Annotated in this window: 23 protein-coding genes, 1 pseudogene and 1 riboswitch; of the genes and pseudogenes, 11 read left to right on the forward strand and 13 right to left on the reverse strand. The window is 60.5% G+C overall.

What is annotated here, in order from left to right; all coding sequences use genetic code 11:
• Positions 1–96: 96 nt before the first annotated feature.
• The 5 genes from GKKCFE_RS23820 to tkt all read right to left on the reverse strand — a co-directional run bounded on the left by GKKCFE_RS23820 (position 97) and on the right by tkt (position 5,135).
• Complete coding sequence (locus GKKCFE_RS23820) at positions 97–432, reverse strand: MliC family protein (protein WP_047230408.1); 336 nt, start codon at positions 430–432, stop codon at positions 97–99.
• A gap of 57 nt (positions 433–489) precedes the next feature.
• Positions 490–714, reverse strand: a complete 225-nt coding sequence (locus GKKCFE_RS23825) for a hypothetical protein (protein ID WP_139048966.1) — start codon at positions 712–714, stop codon at positions 490–492.
• Between the two features lie 31 nt (positions 715–745).
• Complete coding sequence (locus GKKCFE_RS23830) at positions 746–1,909, reverse strand: phosphoglycerate kinase (RefSeq protein WP_139048965.1); 1,164 nt, start codon at positions 1,907–1,909, stop codon at positions 746–748.
• 24 nt (positions 1,910–1,933) lie between these two features.
• Positions 1,934–2,989 (reverse strand): erythrose-4-phosphate dehydrogenase, encoded by a 1,056-nt coding sequence (epd, locus tag GKKCFE_RS23835; RefSeq protein WP_160893965.1) that lies wholly within the window; start codon positions 2,987–2,989, stop codon positions 1,934–1,936.
• Between the two features lie 148 nt (positions 2,990–3,137).
• Positions 3,138–5,135 carry a transketolase gene (gene tkt, locus GKKCFE_RS23840; RefSeq protein WP_445577173.1) on the reverse strand — a complete coding sequence of 666 codons (1,998 nt, stop codon included), beginning with the start codon at positions 5,133–5,135 and terminating at the stop codon, positions 3,138–3,140.
• A 257-nt stretch (positions 5,136–5,392) separates the two neighbouring features.
• Here tkt and GKKCFE_RS23845 point away from each other — a divergent pair, with 257 nt between their 5' ends.
• Together GKKCFE_RS23845 and metK are read left to right on the forward strand one after the other, a co-directional pair.
• A complete protein-coding gene (locus GKKCFE_RS23845) occupies positions 5,393–6,388 on the forward strand; it encodes an ArsR/SmtB family transcription factor (protein ID WP_047230413.1) in 996 nt (331 codons plus the stop codon).
• A 19-nt stretch (positions 6,389–6,407) separates the two neighbouring features.
• Entirely contained in the window at positions 6,408–7,598 is a 1,191-nt protein-coding gene (gene metK / locus GKKCFE_RS23850) for a methionine adenosyltransferase (protein ID WP_047230414.1), read from the forward strand.
• Positions 7,599–7,740: 142 nt separating this feature from the next.
• On the opposite strand, the gene GKKCFE_RS23855 is transcribed toward metK, so the two are convergent.
• Positions 7,741–8,361 carry a LysE family translocator gene (locus GKKCFE_RS23855; protein WP_139048963.1) on the reverse strand — a complete coding sequence of 207 codons (621 nt, stop codon included), beginning with the start codon at positions 8,359–8,361 and terminating at the stop codon, positions 7,741–7,743.
• Between the two features lie 207 nt (positions 8,362–8,568).
• On the opposite strand from GKKCFE_RS23855, the gene ligB reads away from it, so the two are divergent.
• Both ligB and GKKCFE_RS23865 read left to right on the forward strand, forming a co-directional pair.
• Positions 8,569–10,242, forward strand: a complete 1,674-nt coding sequence (gene ligB / locus GKKCFE_RS23860) for an NAD-dependent DNA ligase LigB (protein WP_445577174.1) — start codon at positions 8,569–8,571, stop codon at positions 10,240–10,242.
• Between the two features lie 88 nt (positions 10,243–10,330).
• Positions 10,331–10,726: a DUF1090 domain-containing protein gene (locus GKKCFE_RS23865; protein ID WP_047230417.1), complete on the forward strand. Its 396-nt coding sequence runs from the start codon at positions 10,331–10,333 to the stop codon at positions 10,724–10,726.
• A gap of 88 nt (positions 10,727–10,814) precedes the next feature.
• On the opposite strand, the gene GKKCFE_RS23870 is transcribed toward GKKCFE_RS23865, so the two are convergent.
• Positions 10,815–11,264 carry a c-type cytochrome gene (locus GKKCFE_RS23870; RefSeq protein ID WP_047230418.1) on the reverse strand — a complete coding sequence of 150 codons (450 nt, stop codon included), beginning with the start codon at positions 11,262–11,264 and terminating at the stop codon, positions 10,815–10,817.
• Positions 11,265–11,387: 123 nt separating this feature from the next.
• Here GKKCFE_RS23870 and mltA point away from each other — a divergent pair, with 123 nt between their 5' ends.
• Positions 11,388–12,581, forward strand: a complete 1,194-nt coding sequence (gene mltA, locus GKKCFE_RS23875) for a murein transglycosylase A (RefSeq protein WP_445577175.1) — start codon at positions 11,388–11,390, stop codon at positions 12,579–12,581.
• Positions 12,582–12,734: 153 nt separating this feature from the next.
• Here mltA and GKKCFE_RS23880 read toward each other — a convergent pair whose 3' ends face one another.
• Together GKKCFE_RS23880 and GKKCFE_RS23885 are read right to left on the reverse strand one after the other, a co-directional pair.
• Positions 12,735–13,118 (reverse strand): MAPEG family protein, encoded by a 384-nt coding sequence (locus GKKCFE_RS23880; protein ID WP_047230420.1) that lies wholly within the window; start codon positions 13,116–13,118, stop codon positions 12,735–12,737.
• Between the two features lie 50 nt (positions 13,119–13,168).
• Positions 13,169–14,002 carry an EamA family transporter gene (locus tag GKKCFE_RS23885; RefSeq protein WP_188251835.1) on the reverse strand — a complete coding sequence of 278 codons (834 nt, stop codon included), beginning with the start codon at positions 14,000–14,002 and terminating at the stop codon, positions 13,169–13,171.
• Between the two features lie 196 nt (positions 14,003–14,198).
• Here GKKCFE_RS23885 and GKKCFE_RS23890 point away from each other — a divergent pair, with 196 nt between their 5' ends.
• Positions 14,199–15,368, forward strand: coding sequence for an MFS transporter (locus GKKCFE_RS23890; RefSeq protein ID WP_445577176.1), 1,170 nt, complete (start codon positions 14,199–14,201; stop codon positions 15,366–15,368).
• Here GKKCFE_RS23890 and GKKCFE_RS23895 read toward each other — a convergent pair.
• Positions 15,319–16,200, reverse strand: coding sequence for a formate/nitrite transporter family protein (locus tag GKKCFE_RS23895; RefSeq protein ID WP_047230423.1), 882 nt, complete (start codon positions 16,198–16,200; stop codon positions 15,319–15,321). The two genes, GKKCFE_RS23890 and GKKCFE_RS23895, sit on opposite strands and share 50 nt — an antisense overlap.
• Positions 16,201–16,403: 203 nt before the next feature.
• Positions 16,404–16,808 carry an acyl-CoA thioesterase gene (locus tag GKKCFE_RS23900; protein WP_188251837.1) on the reverse strand — a complete coding sequence of 135 codons (405 nt, stop codon included), beginning with the start codon at positions 16,806–16,808 and terminating at the stop codon, positions 16,404–16,406.
• 191 nt (positions 16,809–16,999) lie between these two features.
• A riboswitch (S-adenosyl-L-homocysteine riboswitch) is annotated at positions 17,000–17,106 on the forward strand.
• A 23-nt stretch (positions 17,107–17,129) separates the two neighbouring features.
• On the opposite strand from GKKCFE_RS23900, the gene ahcY reads away from it, so the two are divergent.
• From ahcY to GKKCFE_RS23920, 4 genes and pseudogenes are all read left to right on the forward strand, one after another.
• Positions 17,130–18,539 carry an adenosylhomocysteinase gene (gene ahcY / locus GKKCFE_RS23905; RefSeq protein WP_076383373.1) on the forward strand — a complete coding sequence of 470 codons (1,410 nt, stop codon included), beginning with the start codon at positions 17,130–17,132 and terminating at the stop codon, positions 18,537–18,539.
• Between the two features lie 180 nt (positions 18,540–18,719).
• Positions 18,720–19,565 (forward strand): methylenetetrahydrofolate reductase [NAD(P)H], encoded by an 846-nt coding sequence (gene metF, locus GKKCFE_RS23910; protein ID WP_047230426.1) that lies wholly within the window; start codon positions 18,720–18,722, stop codon positions 19,563–19,565.
• A 133-nt stretch (positions 19,566–19,698) separates the two neighbouring features.
• A pseudogene (locus GKKCFE_RS23915) lies at positions 19,699–20,480 on the forward strand (substrate-binding periplasmic protein).
• A gap of 261 nt (positions 20,481–20,741) precedes the next feature.
• Positions 20,742–22,607 (forward strand): DEAD/DEAH box helicase, encoded by a 1,866-nt coding sequence (locus tag GKKCFE_RS23920; RefSeq protein WP_047230429.1) that lies wholly within the window; start codon positions 20,742–20,744, stop codon positions 22,605–22,607.
• Positions 22,608–22,860: 253 nt separating this feature from the next.
• Here the strand turns inward: GKKCFE_RS23920 and GKKCFE_RS23925 are convergent, their stop codons facing one another.
• Together GKKCFE_RS23925 and GKKCFE_RS23930 are read right to left on the reverse strand one after the other, a co-directional pair.
• Positions 22,861–23,457: a YceI family protein gene (locus tag GKKCFE_RS23925; RefSeq protein ID WP_445577177.1), complete on the reverse strand. Its 597-nt coding sequence runs from the start codon at positions 23,455–23,457 to the stop codon at positions 22,861–22,863.
• A gap of 32 nt (positions 23,458–23,489) precedes the next feature.
• The gene (locus GKKCFE_RS23930) at positions 23,490–24,041 is read right to left on the reverse strand and encodes a cytochrome b (RefSeq protein WP_445577178.1); all 552 of its coding nucleotides are present in this window, start codon (positions 24,039–24,041) and stop codon (positions 23,490–23,492) included.
• A gap of 339 nt (positions 24,042–24,380) precedes the next feature.
• On the opposite strand from GKKCFE_RS23930, the gene GKKCFE_RS23935 reads away from it, so the two are divergent.
• Positions 24,381–24,887: a hypothetical protein gene (locus GKKCFE_RS23935; RefSeq protein ID WP_047226957.1), complete on the forward strand. Its 507-nt coding sequence runs from the start codon at positions 24,381–24,383 to the stop codon at positions 24,885–24,887.
• Positions 24,888–25,351 lie beyond the last annotated feature (464 nt).

A 25,351-nucleotide genomic window follows, 5' to 3' on the forward strand; every position in this document is an offset into this window, starting at 1 on the left:
AGCCTGCTCGCGATGAGGGCCCGACAGTCAACATCACTGATGCCTGATACATCGCTATCGCGAGCAGGCTCGCTCCCACATTGGATCTCTATTGAATCAGTCAGCCTTGCAGCCCCGGCCAATCAAGTCATTGGTGGCGACCCAGTAAACCAGGCCTTCCTCACCTTTGACGTGAAACGCCAGCATGTCGTCGCTGTACAGCGTACCCGATGCGCCCGGCTCTTCCTTCAGGTGATAGACCTGCTCGGCACCGCCGAGGCGAACGTCGACTTCCTTGCGGGTGTCATCGGTATAGCGCCACAGCACCTTGGCCTGACTGTCACAGGTCCAGGTTGTCCAGCCCTCTACTACAGGCTCGGACGAACGAAACCGATCCAGCTGCGCACAACCGGCCAGCATTGCCAGCGCCACAACGGCGATAAAGCCTTTCATCCGTGTTCCTCGACTGACAGCGCAAGCCGCCAGCCATGAGTTAATGAGTCAGACCCGTCAAGGGCAACCATGTTCCTTGGCCGGGACCTGCGTCTCGTATTTGTCCAGGCCGTCCGGCCCGGAACGCTTATTGAGCACCGGGTTGGTTTCGGCCTGCCACTCGGCCTGGTAGCAACCTGTTTTCGGCTCGCTGGGAGTGACCGCTTCCGGTGCGGCTTGCGGGTGGCTCCCGCAAGCGGCCAGGGATGCGGTCAGCAATAAAAGCGCCAACGTCTTGACCATCACAACACTCCTTTGCCTGGTCAACGAAACCTCAGGCCTTGGCCCGGCTTTCCAGGACTTCCACGGCTGGCAGTACTTTGCCTTCGACGAATTCGAGGAACGCACCGCCGCCGGTAGAAATGTAGGAGATCTGCTCGGCCACGCCATATTTATCGATCGCCGCCAGGGTGTCGCCGCCGCCAGCGATGGAGAAAGCGTCACTCTCGGCGATGGCCTGGGCCAGCACTTTGGTGCCGTTGCCAAACTGGTCGAACTCGAACACGCCGACCGGACCGTTCCACAGGATAGTCTTGGAAGATTTCAACAGTTCGGCGAAATTGGCTGCGGTTTGGGGGCCAATGTCGAGGATCATGTCGTCTTCGGCCACGTCAGCGATCAGCTTGACGGTGGCGGTGGCGCCTTCGGCAAATTCCTTGGCGACCACCACGTCCACCGGCAACGGCACGCTGACCTTGGCGGCGATTTCCCGGGCGGTGTCCAGCAGGTCCGGCTCGTACAGGGATTTGCCGACCGGGTGACCGGCCGCAGCAAGGAAGGTGTTGGCAATGCCGCCGCCGACGATCAACTGGTTGCACACCTGGCTCAGGCTGTTAAGCACGTCGAGCTTGGTGGAGACCTTGGAGCCGGCAACAATGGCAGCCATCGGCTGGGCCGGGGAGCCCAGGGCCTTGCCCAGTGCGTCCAGTTCGGCGGCCAGCAGCGGGCCAGCAGCGGCCACTTTAGCGAACTTCGCCACGCCGTGGGTCGAGCCCTCGGCGCGGTGGGCGGTGCCGAACGCGTCCATCACAAACACGTCGCACAGGGCTGCATACTGCTTGGCCAGTTCGTCAGCGTTCTTTTTCTCGCCTTTATTGAAGCGCACGTTTTCGAACAGCACGACATCGCCGGCCTTCACGTCCACACCGCCCAGGTAGTCAGCCACCAGCGGTACGTCACGGCCCAAGGCTTTGCTCAGGTAAGCGGCGACCGGCTTGAGGCTGTTTTCCGCCGAGAATTCGCCTTCGGTCGGACGGCCCAGGTGGGAGCAGACCATCACGGCCGCGCCTTTTTCCAGGGCCAGCTTGATGGTCGGCAGCGAAGCCAGGATACGCGCGTCGCTGGTGACAACACCGTCCTTGACGGGGACGTTGAGATCTTCGCGGATCAGTACGCGCTTACCTTGCAGATCGAGGTCGGACATCTTCAACACGGTCATGGGTCGCAATTCCTGGGTAACTGTTTAGAGAGCAGGTTTTTTAGAAGCGGTTTGCAGGTAATGCTCGGCAACGTCCAGCATTCGGTTGGCAAACCCCCATTCGTTGTCGAACCAAGCCAGGATGTTCACAAGCCGTGGCCCGGAAACCCGGGTCTGGCTGGCATCGACGATGGCCGAATGTGGGTCATGGTTAAAATCACAGCTGGCATGGGGCAACTCGGTGTAAGCCAGAAGGCCTTTGAGCGGACCGCTGGTGGCGGCTTCGCGCAAGATCCGGTTGACCTCGGTGGCGTCGGTATCGCTCACGGTCTGCATAGTGATGTCGAGGCAGGACACGTTGACCGTCGGCACCCGCACGGCTTTGGCCTGAATTCGCCCCGCAAGTTCCGGCAGCAGCCGTTCAATGCCGCGCGCCAGACCAGTGGACACCGGAATCACCGACTGGAACGCCGAACGGGTCCGCCGCAAGTCTTCATGGTGATAGGCGTCGATCACAGGTTGATCGTTCATCGCCGAGTGAATGGTGGTGATCGACACGTATTCCAGGCCAATGGCCTGGTCCAGCAGGCGCAGCAGCGGCACGCCGCAGTTAGTGGTGCAGGACGCGTTGGACACCAACAGCTCGTCGCCGCTCAGGCAATCCTGGTTCACGCCGTAGACAATGGTCGCGTCGACATCCGCTTCGCTGGCCATCGGCTGGGAGAACAACACCCGCGGCGCGCCGGCCGCGATGAAGCGCTGGCCATCTTCACGGGTGTTGTAGGCGCCCGAGCATTCAAGCACCAGGTCGACACCCAAGGATGCCCAATCGATACCTTCGGGAGTGGCACTGCGCAGGACTTTCACGCAATCGCCATTAATGTGCAGACAATCGCCCTCGACCCGCACCTCGCCCGGAAACCGGCCGTGGGTGGAGTCAAAGCGTGTCAGGTATTCGATGCTGGCCATGTCGGCCAGATCGTTGATCGCCACAATCTCGAACCCAGCCTTGGCCCCTCGCTCGAACAACGCACGCAAGACGCAACGACCAATCCGGCCGTAGCCGTTGAGTGCAACTTTGTAGGGACGCGGTTGGGGCATGGGGTTCTCTGACTTGGGTGAATCCATCAGGGCAGCGTTGCCTGAGCCATCGCCATCGCGAGCAAGCTCGCTCCCACAGGGTCGGTGGAGATCCTTGTGGGAGCGAGCTTGCTCGCGATGGCGTCAGCCCGGACGACGCGACTTCGGATCAGTCTTCCAACAGCTCTTCAGCCTGACCCAGAATGTTTTCCAGGGTAAAGCCGAACTCCTCGAACAACGCCGGCGCAGGCGCCGATTCGCCGTAGGTGGTCATGCCGATCACGCGACCTTCCAGGCCGACGTACTTGTACCAGTAATCGGCGTGAGCGGCTTCGATGGCGATCCGGGCGCTGACTTGCAACGGCAATACCGCTTGCTTATAGCCGGCGTTCTGGGCATCGAACACGCTGGTGCACGGCATGGACACCACACGTACGTTGCGGCCCTGCGCGGTCAGTTTGTCGTAGGCCTGGACGGCCAGGCCGACTTCGGAGCCGGTGGCGATCAGGATCAGTTCAGGCTCGCCAATGCAGTCCTTGAGCACATAGCCGCCTCGGGTGATGTCACCGATCTGGTCGGCATCGCGGTTCTGGTGCTGCAGGTTCTGGCGGGAGAAGATCAGCGCCGATGGACCGTCGTTACGCTCGATGGCGTATTTCCAGGCCACTGCCGATTCCACGGCGTCACATGGGCGCCAGGTGTCCAGGTTCGGCGTGCAGCGCAGGCTTGCCAGTTGCTCGATCGGCTGGTGAGTCGGGCCGTCTTCGCCCAGGCCGATGGAGTCGTGGGTGAACACATAAAGCACGCGCTTCTTCATCAGGGCCGACATGCGCACTGCGTTGCGGGCGTATTCCATGAACATCAGGAAGGTAGCGCCGTAAGGCACCAGGCCGCCGTGCAGAGCCACACCGTTCATGATCGCGCTCATGCCGAACTCACGAACACCGTAGTACATGTAGTTGCCGCTGGCATCTTCGGCGCTGACGCCTTTGCAGCCCTTCCACAAGGTCAGGTTGGAACCGGCCAGGTCGGCCGAACCGCCGAGCAGCTCCGGCAGCAGCGGGCCAAAAGCGTTGAGGGTGTTCTGGCTGGCCTTGCGGCTGGCAATGGTTTCGCCTTTGGCGGCGACTTCAGCGATGTAAGCCGAGGCTTTTTCAGCGAAATCGGCAGGCAGCTCGCCGCTGAGGCGACGCACCAGTTCATTGGCCAGCTCAGGGAATTGCGCGGAGTAGGCGGCAAAGCGCTGGTCCCACTCGGCTTCGGCGGCACGGCCTTTTTCCTTGGCGTCCCACTCGGCATAAATGTCGGCCGGGATTTCGAACGGACCGTGTTCCCACTTCAACGCAGCGCGGGTCAGGGCGATTTCCTCGGCGCCCAGTGGCGCGCCGTGGCAGTCTTCCTTGCCTTGTTTGTTGGGCGAACCGAAACCGATGGTGGTCTTGCAGCAGATCAGGGTCGGCTGGGCGCTCTTGCGCGCCGTCTCGATGGCGGTCTTGATTTCTTCCGGGTCGTGGCCGTCGACATTGCGGATGACCAGCCAGTTGTAGGCTTCGAAACGCTTGGGGGTGTCGTCGGTGAACCAGCCTTCGACTTCGCCGTCGATGGAAATGCCGTTGTCATCGTAGAAAGCGATCAGCTTGTTCAGGCCCAAGGTGCCGGCCAGGGAGGCGACTTCGTGGGAAATGCCTTCCATCATGCAGCCATCACCCAGGAACACGTAGGTGTGGTGATCGACAACGTTGTGGCCTGGGCGATTGAACTGCGCCGCCAGGACTTTTTCCGCCAGGGCAAAGCCCACGGCGTTGGCCAGGCCTTGGCCCAGTGGACCGGTGGTGGTTTCCACGCCTGGGGTGTAGCCATATTCCGGGTGGCCCGGAGTGCGGCTGTGCAACTGGCGGAAATTCTTCAGGTCATCGATCGACAGGTCATAACCGGTCAGGTGCAGCAACGAATAGATCAACATCGAGCCGTGGCCGTTGGACAGCACGAAGCGGTCACGGTCGGCAAACGACGGGTTGCTCGGGCTGTGCTTGAGGTAGTCGCGCCAAAGCACCTCGGCGATATCCGCCATACCCATAGGGGCACCGGGATGGCCGCTGTTGGCTTTTTGCACGGCATCCATGCTGAGTGCACGGATGGCATTGGCACGCTCACGACGGCTGGGCATCGCTGATCTCCTGGGTTTTGAATTGTGAAACTGAAAAAAGGCGAGCATTTTCCCTCACCCACCCGCCCCGGGGCAATGACAGATAGTCATCCAGAGGCTTTTTTCCGGTGGATAAAGTCGCATTCGCCAGGTGAAACCTTTCCGCTGAAGGTTTGTAGAGTCAAGCACGCCTTGGGAAGTGCCATTTATCGAGCAATATCAAAACTTTTTGATATTGACCTTGCGGTGATCCATACCCCTCACTAGACTGCCGCCCTATGAATTTACGCGTGCCTTCCATTCGCCATGACGATTGCGATGAGCTGGCGGCCCTTTGCAAGGCCGGCGGCGATCCGCTGCGGCTCAATGTATTGCGCGCCTTGGCCAACGATTCGTTCGGCGTGCTGGAACTGGCGCAGATCTTCGGCATCGGTCAATCCGGCATGAGCCACCACCTCAAGGTCCTGGCCCAGGCCGACCTGGTGGCGACCCGTCGTGAAGGCAATGCGATTTTTTACCGCCGCGCCCTGCCCCATACCGATCTGCTGGGCGGCAAGCTGCATGCCGCGTTGCTCGAAGAGGTGGATGAGCTGGACCTGCCGGCAGACGTGCAGGCCCGCATCGCCCAGGTACACGGGCAGCGAGCCGCTGCCAGCCAGGATTTTTTTGCCCGGGTGGCCGAGAAGTTTCGCGCCCAGCAGGACCTGATTGCCGGGTTGCCGCAATACCGTGAAAGCGTCGTGGCGCTGCTCGACAAACTGGGCTTCGAGCCCACCGCCACGGCCATTGAAGTCGGCCCTGGCGACGGCGCGTTTCTGCCGGAGCTGGCGCGGCGTTTCAGCCAAGTGACCGCGCTGGACAACAGCCCGGCCATGCTCGAGCTGGCACGCCAGGTGTGCGAACGTGAAACACTGGCTAATGTCAGCCTGCAACTGGCCGATGCCTTGAATGGTGTGAGCCTGCAGGCCGATTGTGTTGTATTGAACATGGTGCTTCACCATTTCGCCGCGCCGGCCGATGCGCTCAAGCACATGGCCGACTTGCTGCAACCGGGCGGTAGCCTGTTAGTGACAGAGTTATGCAGCCACAACCAGAGTTGGGCCAAGGAGGCCTGCGGTGATCTCTGGCTGGGGTTTGAACAGGACGATCTGGCCCGTTGGGCCACCGCTGCGGGCCTCGTGCCCGGGGAAAGCCTCTATGTGGGCTTACGTAATGGTTTCCAGATCCAGGTCCGCCATTTTCAGCGACCGGCTGGCGACACTCACCATCGGTAACTTGTAGGAAAACATCGAGATGAGCGAATACTCCCTTTTCACCTCCGAGTCCGTGTCTGAAGGGCATCCGGACAAAATCGCCGACCAGATTTCTGATGCGGTGCTGGACGCCATCATTGCTGAAGACAAGTTCGCCCGCGTGGCGTGCGAAACTCTGGTGAAAACGGGCGTGGCGATCATCGCTGGCGAAGTCACCACTTCAGCCTGGGTCGACCTGGAACAGATCGTCCGTGACGTCATCCTGGGCATTGGCTACAACAGCTCCGACGTCGGCTTCGATGGCGCGACCTGCGGCGTGATGAACATCATCGGCAAGCAGTCCCCCGACATCAACCAGGGTGTTGACCGCGCCAAGCCTGAAGACCAGGGTGCCGGCGACCAGGGCCTGATGTTCGGCTACGCCAGCAACGAGACCGACGTGCTGATGCCAGCACCGATCACCTTCTCGCACCAGTTGGTTCAACGCCAGGCTGAAGCCCGTAAATCCGGCCTGCTGCCTTGGCTGCGCCCGGATGCCAAGTCCCAGGTGACTTGCCGTTACGAAGGCGGCAAGGTTGTCGGTATCGATGCTGTCGTACTGTCGACCCAGCACAACCCTGAAGTGTCCTATAAAGACCTGCGTGAAGGCGTGATGGAGCTGATCGTCAAGCACGTACTGCCTGCCGAGCTGCTGTCCAAGGACACCCAGTTCCACATCAACCCGACCGGCCAGTTCATCATCGGTGGCCCGGTAGGCGACTGTGGCCTGACCGGTCGCAAGATCATCGTCGACAGCTACGGCGGCATGGCCCGTCACGGCGGTGGCGCGTTCTCCGGCAAGGATCCATCGAAGGTCGACCGTTCGGCAGCCTATGCCGGTCGTTATGTGGCCAAGAACATCGTGGCCGCCGGCCTGGCCGAGCGCTGCGAGATCCAGGTTTCCTATGCCATCGGCGTTGCTCAGCCTACCTCGATCTCGCTGAACACCTTCGGCACCGGCAAGATCGGCGATGACAAGATCATCAAGCTGGTTCGTGAAGTGTTCGACCTGCGTCCGTACGCCATCACCACCATGCTCGACCTGCTGCACCCGATGTACCAGGACACTGCCGCCTACGGCCACTTCGGTCGCACGCCGCAGACCAAGACGGTCGGTGACGACACCTTCACCACCTTCACCTGGGAAAAAACCGACCGCGCCGACGCCCTGCGCGCCGCTGCCGGCCTGTAAAAACTGCGGGTACGAAAAGCCCCTGGCGACTGGGTCGTCAGGGGCTTTTTCATGTCCGGCCCATACCCATTCAGGGGGGGGTTAAGCCATGCAAGGATTTGTCGCTTGGGCACTTATCTGTGGGAGCAAGGGGCCATCGACTTCAGGACCGTCGCGCCACCAGCAAGAACGAAGCCGCACTGGCCAGCAGCCCCGCACACAGGCGATTGAACAGACGTTTGCCGCTCGGCCGGGCAAACAGCCGCCGCGCATAAATCCCCATGTAGCAATACAACCCGATGGCAATGCACTCCAGCGCCAGGAACAGGCCGCCCAGCACGGCGAACTGCTGGGTGACAGTGCTGGCGCGGTCGACGAACTGCGGCAGGAAGGCGGTGAACAACAGGATCGCCTTCGGGTTGCCGATCGCCACCAGAAACTCCTGGCGTGCCAGGCGGGTCACGCTCATCGAAGTGACCGCCGTTTCAGCTCCGGTTTCTGGCTGCGCCCGCCACAATTGCACGGCAAGGTAGAACAGATAAGCGGCACCCACGAACTTGATCCCCAGGAACAACAGTTCCGAGGTATGCAGCACAGCGGTCAACCCCACCGCTGCCAGGGCAATCATGAGTGCAAACGCCAGCAACCGGCCAATGCCACCGCTGCACGCCCGGACGAAGCCATAACGCGAGGCGTTGCTGATGGACAGCAGGTTATTCGGCCCCGGCGCCATGTTCAGCGCGAAGCAGGCCGGGATGAAAACAGCGAGGGTCGTCAGGTCCATAGGGATGCACGCCTGGCAGAGCGGATCGAGCCCCCATTCTGCACTCGCCCCTGATGGGTTCAAGGCACAGTTGCGCAACCAAATCACGCTGCACTGTACCGCCACGACTTCGCTATCGCCCCCTGCAAAATCCGGTAACGCTCCCAGCCTCGCACCTTCTGTGACAGTGACTAGCCTTCAAGCACACCACCAAGCAAGGATGCTTCGATGCTGCCGTTATCACGCCTATTGGCCTGTCTTATATTCATCTGCTCCCCTGTCATTGCCGCGCCTTGTCCCGACTGGCCCCTCGGACGCGCCCAGGCGGAAATCACCGCCCTGCAACAGCGAATCGATTCGTGGGATGACAGCTATCACCGTCTCGGCCGATCACTGGTAGCCGATGAACTCTACGATCAATCCCGCATCCAGCTGGGCCATTGGCGCGACTGCTTTGACCTTGTGACACCCAGCTTCCCCCTGCGTACGGCGGGCGGGAAAGTGCCACACCCGGTTGCACACACCGGCCTGGACAAACTCAAGGATGCCGACGCGGTCAAGGCGTGGCTACAAGGCCGAGAAGACCTCTGGGTCCAACCGAAAGTCGATGGCGTGGCCGTGACTCTGATCTATCGCGGGGGGCGCCTGCATCAGGCGATCAGCCGCGGTGATGGTGCCCAGGGGCAAGACTGGACCTGGGCTGCGCACAAAATCAACGCCATCCCGCAACGGCTGAATCAGCCATTGGACCTGGTCGTTCAGGGTGAGCTGTACTGGCGGCTGATTGCCCATGTCCAGGCCCGCAACGGCAGTCTCAACGCCCGGGCGACCGTGGCGGGGCTGATGGCGCGCACGAATTTGACCGCGCAAGAAGGGGCGGACATCGGCCTGTTTGTCTGGGACTGGCCTGACGGACCGGCCACGCTACCCGAACGGGAGGCGACCCTGCAGGCGCTGGGCTTCGCCGACACCATCGGCTACAGCCAGCCCGTTCAGGCATTGGCCGACGTCGAGCACTGGCGCAACCACTGGTATCGCACGCCACTGCCCTTTGCCAGCGATGGCATCGTCCTGCGCCAAAGCCGCCGCCCACCGGCTGACCGCTGGCAAGCCCGGGCGCCGTTCTGGAGCGTGGCCTGGAAGTACCCCTATGCCCAGGCCCTGGCCGAGGTGCGCAACGTGCGCTTCAAGATTGGTCGTACTGGGCGCATCACGCCCGTGCTGGAACTTGAACCTGTCATGCTCGACGACCGACGAATCCGCCGCGTGAGCGTCAGCTCCCTCAAACGCTGGGAGCAAATGGATATCCGTCCTGGCGACCGGGTCGCCATCAGCCTGGCCGGGCTGACTATCCCGCGCCTGGACAGCGTCGTGCTGCGCAGTGTCGAGCGCCAGGACGTGAACGCCCCAACGGCAGCCGATCATCACTTTTTAAGTTGCTGGCAGCCGACACCCGGCTGCGAAAGCCAGTTCCTGGCGCGCCTGGGCTGGCTCAGCGGCAAGCACGGGTTAGCCCTGCCCCATGTCGGCCCGGGCACCTGGGAAAAACTCCTGGCCGCCGGGCGACTCAATGGATTGCTGGATTGGATGACCCTCGATGCCGACGAGCTTGCTAACATTGCCGGCTTCGGCGAACGCAGCAGCGCCCGCTTGCTCGACAGCCTGCACAGCGCCCGGCAACGTCCGTTTGGGCAGTGGCTCAAGGCTCTTGGCCTGCCACCCGCTGGCGAGGTCCGGCTGGAGGGGCCATGGCAGGTGCTTGCCGAGCGCGACATCGAACATTGGCAAGCCGAAGCCGGTATCGGCCCGGGACGCGCCGCGCAACTGAGGGCTTTTTTTCGCGACCCACAGGTGCTGGCGTTAAGTGAAGTACTAAGGGGTGCCGGGGTCGACGGTTTTTAATCCAGGTCCCACAGTTGAACCCAAGGGGTAAACATGCGCTCCAACAGCGCATCTATACCAACCGTTCGCGAGTTTTCACGGAGTTGCTATGAATTTCCTGTCTCCTATCGCACTGCTGACACTATGCAGCGCTATGGCCGCCCCCCTGATGGCAGCCGAGCAAACACCGGAACTCACCGGCTGCGCAGCCAAGCGCCAGGGCATCATCAATCAAATCGAGCTGGCCAAGTCCCGCGACAACAAAGACCAGCAAGCCGGCCTGGAAACAGCATTAAGCCAGGTCACCACCCATTGCACCGACGCGTCCCTGCGCAAGGAACGTGAAAACAAGGTTCTTGAAGCCAAGCACGAAGTAAACCAGCGTCAGGCCGATCTGGACAAAGCCATGAAAAAAGGCGACGCGCAGCGGATCAACAAACGCAAGGACAAGCTGGCGGCTTCGCGCAAAGAGTTGCAGGAAGCGGTGGATGAGTTGGATAAATAAGCGGCAAGTTTCAAGCTGCAAGCCCCAAGCTTCACACTTGCAGCTTGCAGCTTGCAGCTTGCAGCTAAAAACTTGCAGCTGCCCCTACTCAATAATCCCGAAACTCTTTATGGCAGGCACTGCACGCGTCCTCTACTTTCTGCACCGCAGGCCCCAGGTTGCTGGCCCTGTACGGCTGGACCTTGCTGGCGGTTACCAACTCACCGGTGGCGGCTTCAAGGCTGCGGGCCAGTTCCTGGAAACGCGCCTGTTTTTGCCAGACCTCATCCCGGGCACTGGTGTGGTCTTCTTCACGCACTTGCGGGAAATGCTTCCACGGCTCGCGGGACAGTTGATCAAGTTGCACCGCGCCCTCGGCAAAGCGCGGGCCGTCGAACGGGATGCGACCGCGCAACATGCCACCCAACTCTTCGTTGGTCTTGAGCATCTGCTTGAAGATCGCTTTGCGTTGGCCCAGCGGGGAATTGGGATCGACACCGCCACAGGCGGACAACATCAGGCAGGCCAGCACGGCCATGGAAAATCGTTTTACAAACATCTTGGCCTCGGAGCAGGAAACGGCGGTTAGTATCCTCGGGTCATCGGCAAAGACCAATAGCCCTATTATCAATACGGGTTGTCTGGACGCCTGGAGCGTCCGTACGACCGGCAAGGAAATCTCATGCACAGTTTCAAGAGCTGGCACAAAGGCCTGGCGCTGACCCTACCGCTTATCGCGCTGTTGGCCGGTTGCAATCGCGGCGACAAAGCCGAAGAGCCCCAGACTCACGCCGTCGCTACTTATGTCAGCGCACCGTGGGAAGCCTTGCCATCGGTGTCCGACGAAGACCTGCTGGCGGGCTTTGGCTCCTGGCGCAGCGCCTGCACCCGGCTCAAGGCCGACGCGGTGTGGGGTGCCACCTGCGCGGCGGCGGCCAATGTGCCGCTGACCGCTGTAGATGTGCGCAACTTTCTGAAGCAGAACCTGGATGTCTACGGCCTGCGCTCGGGTGGCAACAGCCCCAACGGTCTGATTACCGGTTACTACGAACCGGTCTACCCCGGCAGCCTCACCCAGACTGCCAGCGCCAACATCCCGGTGTACGGGGTGCCGGAGGACATGATCATCGTGTCGCTGGACAGTATTTACCCCGAGCTCAAGGGCAAGCGCCTGCGCGGTCGCCTCGAAGGCCGAGTGCTCAAGCCCTACGACGACGCGGCCACCATCGAAACCAACGGGGTAAAGGCGCCGGTGATCGCCTGGCTGACAGACCCGATGAACCTGCAATTCCTGCAAATCCAGGGCTCGGGCCGCATTCGACTCGATGACGGCCGCCAGTTGCGCATCGGCTATGCCGACCAGAACGGCCACCCTTACCGGCCCATCGGGCGCTGGCTGGTCGAACAGGGCGAACTGAAGAAAGAAGAGGTGACCATGGGCACCATCAGTGCCTGGGCAAAAGCCAACCCGAACCGGATTCCCGAATTACTGGGCAGCAACCCCAGCTACGTGTTTTTCAACCGCAACCCCGACAGCAACGAAGGGCCGCGGGGCTCACTGAATGTGCCGCTGACCGCCGGCTACAGCGTGGCGGTGGATCGCAAGGTGATTCCTCTGGGAAGCCTGTTGTGGTTGTCCACCACCCGCCCTGACGGCAGTGCATTGAACCGCCCGGTCGCGGCTCAGGACACCGGCGGCGCAATTGCCGGCGAAGTACGGGCGGATCTGTTCTGGGGCACCGGCGAAGCAGCGGGAAACCTGGCCGGGGATATGAAACAACAGGGGCAGATCTGGATGCTGTGGCCCAAGGGCATGGCATTGCCGCAGGTGCCGCAGGTGCCGCAGGTTGCCAATACGGTCACCGCCAATCCCTGAGAAGTGGGCTGACTGTACCGGCGCCATCGCGAGCAGGCTCGCTCCCACATTGGATCTAGTCGTACACAAAACATGTGTCCACTGGAGATCAACTGTGGGAGCGAGCCTGCTCGCGATGGGGCCAGCACAGACAACGGGACTCAACCGCCAGGCTCAGACCGAAACGAAGAAGAAACTCAACACCAACCCTACCCCCACGAACCACACCAGCGAACGCAAGATCGCCCAATCCGCCAGATAGCAGATGATGTACAGCAGACGACTGGTGATAAACAGCACCGCCAGCACGTTGATGGTCACAAGCTCGGCATTGCCGGCCAGGTGCGCGACGATCACGGCAGCGGCGAAAAACGGGGCGATTTCAAAGCTGTTCAGTTGCGCGGCGTATGCACGCCGGGGGGCTCCTTCGAGCGAGTCCAGAAAATCCCGAGGGTCGTGGTTGTCGCTCAACCGGTACTTTCCACCGGCCTTGGCGATCGCAATGCACAGGTAAGGCAGGAGAAAGGCAATCAAAATGCACCACAGGGCAACCGTCATGAAGCAGTTCCTTCTTTGAGTGTTATAGAAAAACAGAATCGAGGCACTGGTCAGAATTTCATCACCAACATGCCAATCAGCACCAGCCCGCAGGCTAAGAGCCGCGGCCGGCCGAAAGGTTCTTTCAGGTAGCGCATGCCAAACAACACCACCAGGATCACGCTGATCTCCCGCAGCGCAGCCGCTTCGGCAATCGAGCCCAGTTGCATGGCCCACAGCACCAGAGCGTAGCTCAACAATACGCAAAACCCGACCGCCAACCCCAGCCGCCACTGTTCACGCCAAAACAGCATGAACGCAGGTCGTTTGCGCACCAGCGCCAGCAACGGAAAGGGCCAGGCACTGAGCAGCGTGACCCAGGCCAGGTAATCCAGTGGCCGGGGCCAGCGCCGCAGGGCATGGCCGTCAATAAAGGTGTAGCAGCCGATGCACAGGCCGATCAGCGCCACCACCGGTAGCATCGACCAGGGCAACCGTTCGCCACCACCGCCCTGCCACAACAGGCACAGCATGCCGAACGGGATCAGCAAGATGCCGATGATCTGATGGGTTGTCAGCACTTCTCCGGCGAAGATCAACGTCAAAGCCAGCACCACCAATGGCGACAGACCACGCATCAGCGGATAGACCAGCCCCAGGTCACCCACCCGATACGCCTGAATCAACAGATAGCGGTACAACAGCTCGAATGCCGCCGACGCCAGGATCCACGGCCAGATCTCCAGCGGTGGCAACGCCACGAAGCCCAGCGCCAGCACCACTAACAGCAACGCGACGCTGTCCATGCACGCCACCACCAGCAAACGCTCGCCACTGAACTTGATCAGCGTATTCCATGCCGCATGCAACAGCGCGGCGACCAATACCAAGGCCGTTGCCAGCACAGCACGCTCCTTATTGCGTCCAGAGAATTGATTCGCCATCCATCAGCGCCCGTTTATACTGCAAACGACCACGCCGCACTCAGTTGCGCATAAACCAATTCCAATAATTTTGCTGCTGCCCCGTTTCATCCGAACCGGCGCATCGGCATGCGTATGCCTGATCAGAGCGTCAAGACTACAGACAGAGACCTTGCGCATGCCACTCGCCTTGCTTGCTTTGGCCGTCGCCGCTTTTGGCATCGGCACCACCGAATTCGTCATCATGGGGCTGTTGCCCGATGTCGCCCGTGACCTGGCCGTGAGCATTCCCCAGGCCGGGCTGCTGATTACCGGGTACGCCCTGGGCGTGGTGTTCGGCGCGCCGATCCTGGCCATCGGCACCGCCAACATGCCGCGCAAGGCAACGCTGCTGGGCATGACGCTGATGTTCATCGTCGGCAACGTGCTCTGCGCCCTGGCGCCGAACTACGCCACGCTGATGGCCGCCCGGGTCATCACCGCACTGTGCCACGGGGCATTCTTCGGGATCGGCTCGGTGGTCGCGGCCGGACTGGTGGCACCGAACAAACGGGCCCAGGCCATTGCGATGATGTTCACAGGACTGACCCTGGCCAATGTGCTGGGCGTGCCCTTGGGCACTGCGTTGGGCCAATATGCCGGCTGGCGCTCGACCTTCTGGGCAGTATCGGTCATCGGGATCATTGCCGCCCTTGCCCAATGGGTCTGGCTGCCCCGGGAAATTCCCATGGAGAAGGCCAATCTGGCCAGCGAGTTCAGAGTGCTGGGCAAGGCCAACGTGTTGCTGGCCCTGGGCATGAGCGTGCTGGCCTCCACCAGCCTGTTCAGCGTGTTCACCTACATCGCGCCGATCCTGCAGGACATCACGGGGGTCAGCCCCCACGGCATCACGCTCATGCTGCTGCTGTTCGGTGTCGGCCTGACAGCGGGCAGTTTCCTCGGCGGACGGCTGGCGGACCGGCGCCTGCTGCCTTCGCTGGTAGCCATGGCCCTGGCGGTGGTGCTGGTACTGGCCGCGTTCAGCCAGACCAGCCGGTCGGTGGTTCCAGCAGCGATTACCCTGGTCCTATGGGGTGTGTTCGCCTTTGCACTGTGTCCGATCCTGCAATTGCTGGTCATCGACCAGGCCCAAGAAGCGCCGAACCTGGGCTCGACCCTGAACCAGAGCGCGTTCAACCTTGGCAACGCGGCGGGTGCCTGGATTGGCGGCCTGGTGGTGGCCAGCGGCGCCGACCTGGCGGACCTGCCATGGACCGGCGCTCTGGTGGGCGGGCTGACCGTGTTGACAGCACTGTATTTTATTTATCGTCAGCGTCGTCAGGACGCCCTGGTGGGTGTGGCCGACTAGGCTGGCCGGTCTCGCTCCGCACCTGGGCATGACTCAGCAGCGCAAAGATGAAACTGCCACCAATGATGTTCCCTGCCAGGGTCGGCCCGGCAAACACCATCCAGAAGTCCTCCCACGACAGCTGGCCGGCGAACACCAGATAGGACACTTCGGCCGAGCCGACGACAATGTGGGTGAAATCCCCAAGCGCCATCAGGTAGGTGATGAGGATGATGATCCACATCTTGGCGCTCTCCATGGACGGGATCATCCAGACCATGGTGGCGATCATCCAGCCTGAAATGATGCCCTTGGCGAACATCTGGCCGGTGTCGTTTTCCATGACCTTGCGACCGATCTCCAGAAAAGCCATATCGGTGCGGCGGTCGAAAATCGGCAGATGCAGCATCACATAGGCCACCAGCAAGGTCCCGCACAGGTTGCCCACCAGCACCACACCCCACAGGCGGAACAGACGGCCGAAGTTGCCCAAGGTGGGTTTGCTCATGATGGGCAGCACGGCGGTCAAGGTGTTTTCGGTGAACAACTGCTGGCGGGCAAGAATCACCGCGAGAAAACCGGCGCAGTAGCCGAAGCTGGCGATCACCTTGAAGGCTTCACCCTCGGGCAAGCGGGAATTGAGCAGCCCCATCGCCATCAGCGACAGGCCCATGGTCAACCCGGCGGCCAGGGCCGACCACCAAAGCGCGGCGACACTGCGCTCCAGTTCCTGATTGCCCTGGGTCCGGATAATTTCATGCAGCACTGCGGCCCGCGGTGGCTGATTGCGGTCGACTTCGTGCTTTTCCTGTGCCGAAAGATCAGGGGTCTTGCCGTCTTTACGAGTGTCCATGGAGCTCCTGAACCGGTGGCGTGATGTACCTACGACACGCGGCCTTCGGAGCTGTTCAGTGGCGGATGAAATCCAGGAGCTTGAAGCACTGCCGTCGCGAGCAGGCTCACTCCCACAAGGGATGGGTGGTAGACAACAATGCTGCGATCGACCGCAAGGCCATGTGAGAGCGAGCCTGCTCGCGATTGGCGACGCCGCCGATCTCATGCACTGGCAATATCGTCCTGAAACTGATCCTTGACGTACCTGATCTCGGTCCGGCCGTGCGGCGCCGGCAGGCCATCCTCCCCAAGATTGACGAAAACCATCTTCTCCACAGTCAGGATGCTTTTACGGGTGATCTTGTTGCGCACTTCGCAGGTCAGGGTGATCGAGGTGCGGCCGAATTCGGTGGCGGTGATGCCCAGCTCGATGATGTCGCCCTGGCGCGAAGCGCTGACGAAGTTGATTTCGGAGATGTATTTGGTAACCACACGCTGGTTGCCGAGCTGGACAATGGCATAGATCGCCGCTTCCTCGTCGATCCAGCGCAACAGACTGCCGCCAAACAGCGTGCCGTTGGGGTTGAGGTCTTCGGGCTTGACCCACTTGCGGGTGTGGAAATTCATGTTCACTCCTGAGCGTCTGGCCGATGGATGCCTGCATCATGGCAGACCGGGCAGCGTGGCTCTATGTCGTGGCCCCAATAACGATCATCGGCAATTTTGATTTGCCGACAGAAACCCTTTGGAAGATCCGATTAGCCCGTTATAATCGCCACCGCTTTACCTCGGTCCTCGCTTTGGACCGTTCCCGCCACCTGTCCGAGGGGCGCTGCAGCAGGTTCGACCTGTCAGGCTCGGATGGGGCGTTGTTTGTACGGGGCATCCCGCACGGACACTAAACGCACAACGGCGCCCATTCGCATACATTACGAATGGAGGCTCTTCATGAGCGCTGTTATCACGCCTGCAGATTTTACCGATTACAAAGTCGCCGACATGTCCCTGGCTGCCTGGGGTCGTCGCGAAATCATCATCGCCGAATCCGAAATGCCAGCCCTGATGGGCCTGCGTCGCAAATACGCCGGCGAGCAACCGCTCAAGGGCGCGAAGATCCTCGGCTGCATCCACATGACCATTCAGACCGCCGTGCTGATCGAAACCCTGGTTGCCCTGGGTGCGGAAGTGCGCTGGTCGTCCTGCAACATCTTCTCGACCCAGGACCAGGCCGCTGCCGCCATTGCCGCTGCCGGTATCCCGGTATTTGCCTGGAAGGGCGAGACCGAAGAGGAATACGAATGGTGCCTGGAGCAGACCATCCTCAAGGATGGCCAGCCATGGGCCACCAACATGATTCTTGACGACGGCGGCGACCTGACCGAACTGCTGCACAAGAAATACCCAGCCGTACTGGACAACGTCCACGGCGTGACCGAAGAGACCACCACCGGCGTACACCGCCTGCTGGACATGCTGGCCAAGGGCGAACTGAAGATCCCGGCCATCAACGTCAACGACTCGGTGACCAAGAGCAAGAACGACAACAAGTACGGCTGCCGTCACAGCCTCAACGACGCCATCAAGCGCGGTACCGACCACCTGCTGTCGGGCAAGCAGGCGCTGGTCATCGGCTACGGTGACGTGGGCAAGGGCTCGGCTCAGTCCCTGCGCCAGGAAGGCATGATCGTCAAGGTGTCCGAAGTCGACCCGATCTGCGCCATGCAGGCCTGCATGGACGGCTTCGAGCTGGTTTCGCCATTCATCGACGGTAACAACGATGGCACCGAAGCAAGCATCGACAAAGCGCTGCTGGGCAAGATCGACTTGATCGTGACCACCACCGGTAACGTCAATGTCTGCGACGCGAACATGCTCAAGGCCCTGAAAAAGCGCGCCGTGGTCTGCAACATCGGCCACTTCGACAATGAAATCGACACCGCTTTCATGCGCAAGAACTGGGCATGGGAAGAAGTGAAGCCACAGGTCCACAAGGTGCATCGCACCGGCGCCGGCAGCTTCGACCCACAGAACGATGACTACCTGATCCTGCTGGCCGAAGGCCGTCTGGTAAACCTGGGCAACGCCACCGGCCACCCAAGCCGCATCATGGACGGCTCGTTTGCCAACCAGGTCCTGGCGCAGATTTTCCTGTTCGGCCAGAAATACGCCGACCTGTCGCCAGCCCAGAAAGCCGAGCGCCTGACCGTGGAAGTGCTGCCCAAGAAACTCGACGAAGAAGTGGCCCTGGAAATGGTCCGCGGTTTCGGCGGCGTGGTCACCAAACTGACCAAGCAACAGGCTGACTACATCGGCGTGACCGTCGAAGGCCCGTTCAAGCCGCACGCTTACCGCTACTGATCGGCGCTGCCTCCTTGGTGGAGCGGACCTGTGGGAGCGAGCCTGCTCGCGATGCAGACACCTTGATCTGACTGTCAGACCGAGGTGATGCCAATCGCGAGCAGGCTCGCTCCCACATGAGTCCGCTTCCAGAAGGGATATGCAAGCCTCACCGGCCTACGAGTTTCCAAGGATATGACCATGTCCCAAGACCGTCGCTACAGCTTCGAGTTCTTCCCGACGAAGACCGATGCTGGGCATGAAAAACTGATCGCCACTGCCCGTCAGTTGGCGAGTTACAACCCCGACTTCTTCTCCTGCACCTATGGCGCTGGCGGTTCGACCCGTGACCGCACGATCAACACCGTGTTGCAGCTCGAAAGTGAAGTCAAAATCCCCGCCGCCCCGCACCTGTCCTGCGTGGGTGACAGCAAAGCCGATCTGCGCAGCCTGTTGAGCCAGTACAAGGCTGCCGGCATCACCCGTATCGTGGCCCTGCGCGGTGACCTGCCCTCGGGTATGGGCATGGCGAGCGGCGAACTGCGCCACGCCAACGACCTGGTTGAATTCATTCGTGAAGAAACCGGTGAGCACTTCCATATCGAAGTGGCGGCCTACCCAGAGATGCACCCCCAGGCACGCAACTTCGAAGACGACCTGCTCAACTTCGTACGCAAGGCCAACGCCGGCGCCAACAGCGCGATCACCCAGTACTTCTTCAACGCTGACAGCTACTTCTACTTTGTCGACCGCGTACGCAAGATGGGCGTCGACATTCCTGTCGTGCCGGGGATCATGCCAATCACCAACTACAGCAAACTCGCGCGTTTTTCCGACGCCTGCGGGGCAGAAATCCCACGCTGGATCCGCAAGCAGCTGGAAGCCTACGGCGACGACACATCCAGCATCCAAAGCTTCGGAGAGCAAGTCATCACACAAATGTGTGAACGCTTGTTACAAGGCGGGGCACCGGGGCTGCATTTCTATACCCTGAACCAGGCCGAGCCCAGCCTCGCGGTATGGAATAACCTCAAGCTGCCGCGTTAATGACTTAGTTCGGCGGTGTATAAAAGCCTTGGCGAAAACCAAGGCTTTTTCGTTCGTCCTATGTCGAAAGACGACCAGACCGCGGGCCAGAGGGCTCTAGCTATTTGATGAGCTCTCGTCGTAACCTCAGGCCATGCCCTTCATCACCCGGTTACTGACCACCTTTGTCCTCCTGTACCTGAGCATGGATGCCCGGGCCGAGAAGCTGCGCATTGTCACCGAACCCTGGGCGCCTTATGTCTACGAAGAGAACGGCCAGGTGCTGGGACTCGACTACGAAACCACCGCCATTGTGTTCAAGCGCCTGGGCATTGATGTGCAATGGCAACTGCTGCCGTGGAAACGTTGCCTGGCGATGCTTGAGCAGGGCCTGGCGGACGGTGCGCTGGACATTTTCCACAGCAACGAACGCGACGCCATGCTGCTTTACCCCAGCGAACCGCTTTCGGACGTGGAGTTCGTGATGTTCTACGCCAACGCCCGTCCCCATCCCTTTCGCACGCTGGATGACTTGGGCGGCCTGACCGTGGGCACCTCGCCCGGCTATCTGTACAGCCAGGCCTTCAGTGAGTCGACCCTGTTCAAACGTGAGACGGCACCCACCCATGAAGCCAACTTCGGCAAGTTGCAACTGGGCCGGATTGACCTGCTCATCACCGACCGCCGGGTGGGTCGGCACGTACTCAAGCAAATGCAACTGGGCGACCAGATCACCGAAAACCCCGTGGTTGTGAGCCGTCAAAGCCAATACCTGGCGGTGCGGCGCAACGCCGGGATGGATCTGCTGGTGCAGCGCTTCAGCGCCGAACTCAAGCGCTTCAAGCGCGAACCGGCCTATGCCGAGCTGATCGCCCGCTATGGCGCCGTTCCGTCTGCCAGGACCGAACCGTCCAGCCCGGTGCAGCGTTGAAATAAACCGTTGAGCAGCAGGAAAGCGGCGCGCGGCGTTTGCTCTGTTATACTCCGGCCTTCCCGCCAGGCTCACGCCCGGACGCCCGGTCTTGCAAAAGGCATCCCGACACCGCTACAGCGCAGCTTCCAGCCCGCGCGAGCCCTGTCCGGACCTGCCTTCCAGACTCGGCAGGACCGGACGGGATGACGTCTTTTTGTTGAACGTCATTCGCGCCCGGCAAGACTATCCCATTGGGCCAGGCCCTCACTAAAACAGGATTACTCATGTCCTTTGCTTCCCTCGGTCTCTCCGAGGCTTTAGTCCGCGCCATCGAGGCTGCCGGCTACACCCAGCCTACCCCGGTGCAACAGCGGGCCATCCCCGCCGTGTTGCAAGGTCGCGATCTGATGGTCGCGGCGCAGACAGGCACTGGTAAAACCGGTGGTTTTGCCCTCCCTATCCTGGAGCGGCTTTTCCCCAACGGTCACCCAGACAAATCCCAGCGTCACGGCCCGCGCCAACCGCGCGTCCTGGTCCTGACCCCAACCCGCGAACTGGCGGCCCAGGTACACGAGAGCTTCAAGATCTATGCTCGCGACCTGAAATTCGTCAGTGCCTGCATTTTCGGCGGCGTTGGCATGAACCCTCAGGTCCAGGCCATGGCCCGTGGCGTCGACGTGCTGGTGGCCTGTCCGGGTCGTTTGCTCGACCTGGCCGGCCAGGGCAGCGTCGATCTGTCCCACGTGGAAATCCTCGTGCTGGACGAAGCCGACCGCATGCTCGACATGGGCTTTGTCCATGACGTGAAGAAAGTGCTGGCCCGCCTGCCCGCCAAGCGTCAGAACCTGCTGTTCTCGGCGACGTTCTCCAAGGACATCACCGACCTGGCCGGCAAGCTGCTGCACAACCCGGAACGCATTGAAGTCACACCGCCAAACACCACGGTCGAGCGCATCGAACAACGTGTGTTCCGCCTGGCGGCCAGCCACAAGCGTGCCCTGTTGGCGCACCTGATTACCGCCGGCGCCTGGGAACAGGTCCTGGTGTTCACCCGCACCAAGCACGGCGCCAACCGTCTGGCCGAGTACCTGGACAAGCATGGCCTGCCGGCCGTGGCGATCCACGGTAACAAGAGCCAGAACGCCCGCACCAAGGCCCTGGCCGACTTCAAGGCCGGCGAAGTGCGCATTCTGGTTGCCACCGACATCGCCGCTCGCGGTCTGGACATCGACCAGTTGCCCCACGTGGTCAACTTCGAGTTGCCGAACGTCGATGAAGACTACGTACACCGTATCGGCCGTACTGGCCGGGCCGGCCGTTCGGGCGAAGCGATCTCGCTGGTCGCGCCGGACGAAGAGAAACTGCTCAAAAGCATCGAGCGCATGACCAAGCAGAAAATCGCCGATGGCGACCTGATGGGCTTCGATGCCAGCACCATCGAGGCCGAGAAGCCTGAAGTGCGTGAACGTCCGGACGTGCGCAACCCACGCAATGCCCGTGGCCCTCGCGGTGACGGTCCAAATGGCGGCGGCGGTGGTGGCGGCGGCCGTAAAGACAAAGGCAAGGACAAGGGCAAGGAAAAATCGGCCAGCACCAGTCGAGGCGAACGCCCGGCTCGCGAGCACAAGCCTCGCGAAGGTACTCCGGCCCGTGAACAGCAGCGCCCGGCACCACGTGCAGCTGCCGATCGCGCACCGGACGAGTTCCTGGACGACGATATCGATAACTTCGGCAACCGCGTCGATTACGTGCCGCAGCAGAAACCCGCCCAGGGTCGCGGACGTCGTCCTGGCGCACCGGCACAGGGCGCGGCGGGCGCAGGTGCTCCTCGTGGCCAATCCCAGGGGCGTCAGAACGGCCCGCGCAACAGCAACGGCTCGTCCACCGGCACCCCGCCGGCCAAGCGCAGCGGCCCGCGCAACGGCGCACCTCGTGACGGCCAGGCCCGCCGCGAAGACTCCCGCCCTCGCCGCCCAGCACGTGACGAGCAGCCTCGTCAGGAACCTGCCGTGCAAGCCCCTCGTGGTAACCAGCCGAAGATCATGCACAAGGAATCGAAGATCGATCGATTCCCGACGCCTGAACAGCTGGATCAACTGCCAAGCCGTCCACGGGGCGAGAAGCCGGCACTGCTGACCCGCAATCGCTGAGTTTCTCCAAGCCGTAAAAATGCCCCTGATCTCGCGATCAGGGGCATTTTTTTTGAGTGACGCCAACTTCACCCCGTGGGAGCGAGCCTGCTCGCGATTGCGGTGGTTCAGCCAGTACAGAGGTTGACTAACCCACCGCTATCGCGAGCAGGCTCGCTCCCACAAGGGGTCATGTGCGGTTCACAAGATTCCATGCGGCAATAAAAAACGCCCCTGATCCAAGATCAGGGGCGTTTTTTGTCAGGCGCGAATGTTATTTCGCTTTGACACCTTCAAACGAAACGTACAGCTCGACCACGTCGGACGTTGGGCCCAGGTCTTTCTGCTTGCCGAAATCGGAACGCTTGATGCTGGTGGTCCCTTCGAAGCCGGCACGGTAGCCGCCCCACGGGTCCTTGCCTTCACCCAGGAAGGTGGCTTTGACCACGACAGGCTTGGTCACGCCCAGCAGGGTCAGGTCACCAGCCACGTCGGCGGTTTCCTTGCCATCAGCGTTCTTGCCGGTGGATTTGACGCTGGTGGACACGAAGGTGGCCTTGGCAAATTTGCTCGCGTTCAGGAAGTCAGCACTGGCGATGTGCTTGTCGCGCTCGGCGTGGTTGGTGAACACGCTGGCGGTGTTCACGTTGAACTCGATCTTGCTGTCTTCAGGCTTGGCGGCGTCGAAGCTGAACTTGCCGTCGATGTCCTTGAAGGTACCGGTGATGTAGCTATAGCCCAGGTGGCTGATCTTGAAGTCGACGAAGGCGTGTTGGCCTTCCTTGTCGACCACGTAGTCGGCAGCCACGGCCTGACCGGCCGACAGCAGGGCAGAACCGATTGCCAGGGCGGCGAGCGTTTTTTTCAACATGCTTTCTATTCCTTTGGAGTCGAGGTTGAACATCAGGCTTGGCGTCCCAGCATGCGCTTGAGGGTCGCGTCACGATCGATAAAGTGGTGTTTCAATGCTGCCAACGCATGGAGGCCGGAGAAAATTACCAGCGCCCATGCCAAGTAGAAGTGAATCTGGCCGGCAACGTCTGCCTGATCGGGCAGTCCGGACACCAGCGCGGGTACTTCAAACAGACCAAACACCGGAATCCCGACACCGTCTGCGGTGGAAATCAGGTAACCGGCAATCATCACGGCGAACAACCCGAGATACAGTGCGCTATGGCCAAGCTTGGCGCCGACGCGGGTCAGGCGGCCATAGGTTGACAAGGTCGGTGGTGGCGGACTGACAGCCCGCCAGATCACCCGCAGCAACATGACCGCCAGCAGCACCAAGCCAATGCTCTTGTGCAGGTCCGGCGCGTCTTTACGCCAGGTGCTGTAGTAATCCAAGCCGACCATCCACAGCCCCAGCGCGAACAGCCCGTACACCACCAGTGCAATGCCCCAGTGCAAAACGATGCTGACCCAGCCATAGCGAGAAGAAGAGTTGCGTAGCTGCATTGCTCATATCCTGTGAAAACTGCGACCAAGACTAGCGAGTTATCTATCGATTTAAAGCGGAAATTTTTGCTTTGAAATATCGAGAAATACGATCATCAGTCTGGAGGGGGTGGGTTAAGGAAAGATTAAAGGGGAAACGGTGGGTGATGGCGAGGCGATCAGGCAGCCTTTGGGGCCTGTATGGACCTCATCACGAGCAGGTTCGCTTCCACAGGGGATCGCACCGGAGCCGTCACCGCCGTCCAACTATTTGTTCCATTCAATATATATCTATCGCCATTTTCACTTTCACCCTTGATCAAATGAGCGCTCCACAACTCATTGAACAAGGTGAACAAAATGGCTGTTCGTTATACCCATTTTAAAGCTAACGGCTCGCCGCAATTACCCCCTAATCAAACGATGTCCCCGGGGCAATACCTAAAATCCAGTAATGGGCGGTTCCGATTGATATTGCAGGCCGATGGAAACTTGGTAATCAAGGACCGCGAGGCAATTATCTGGACCGCTGGTGATAAACAACCTCACAGCGTCACGTTGTATCCAAGGAGAATGCGTGAACCTCTACAATTCGTCGTCAGCAACAGCGGCTTTCTTTATGATCCGTCCAGACGGCGATTGTGGATCGCCGAAAGCACCCACAGTACTGATAAGTCACTTTGGTATAACACTTGTATGACCATGCAGGACGATGGAAACCTGGTCATTTTTGACATGCGAACAGGCAACCTCTGCTGGGCCCGCTTTGGCTTCGTTCCGGGACGTATGTCGAAGCCGAAGCGGGTCAGGATCCTGTTTGAGGACGTGCCAATTCATACGTGGTCATTTTCGTTACCCCCTCTCTAAAAATTCTCTTAGGTAATGTTACTTAATGGGGTACTCGGACCTGTGGATCCATATCGCATCTGTACGCCAATTGAGGGTCGTATTTTTTAAGCGTCATACGACCGCCAGTAAAGCCTCTACTGGCGAGCATTATAAAGAACATCAAAGCTTCTATCGGTTTCATGGTCACTCCAGTTTACGAGCCTGAAACTTGAAGCATTAGTTTACCGAACACTCAGGCTTATATGGATCGATGGAGCATTTGTGTGCTAACTGCGGATCTCTTTTTGGAATCATCGGAATTGTCAAAGGATCCCGGCATTCGCCATACACACATCCATATATCGAAACCAATACAACCACTGCCATTAGTATTTTCATACGCGCTCCTGTTTTTCGAGGAGCCTAGACTTTTGGTTTGGTAAGCGCTATAGCCTGCTTCTAGTTAAAGGGTGGGAAGTTTCCGATATATCGCCAAGGCGTGT

This window comes from Pseudomonas sp. E141 (genome assembly GCF_052659885.1).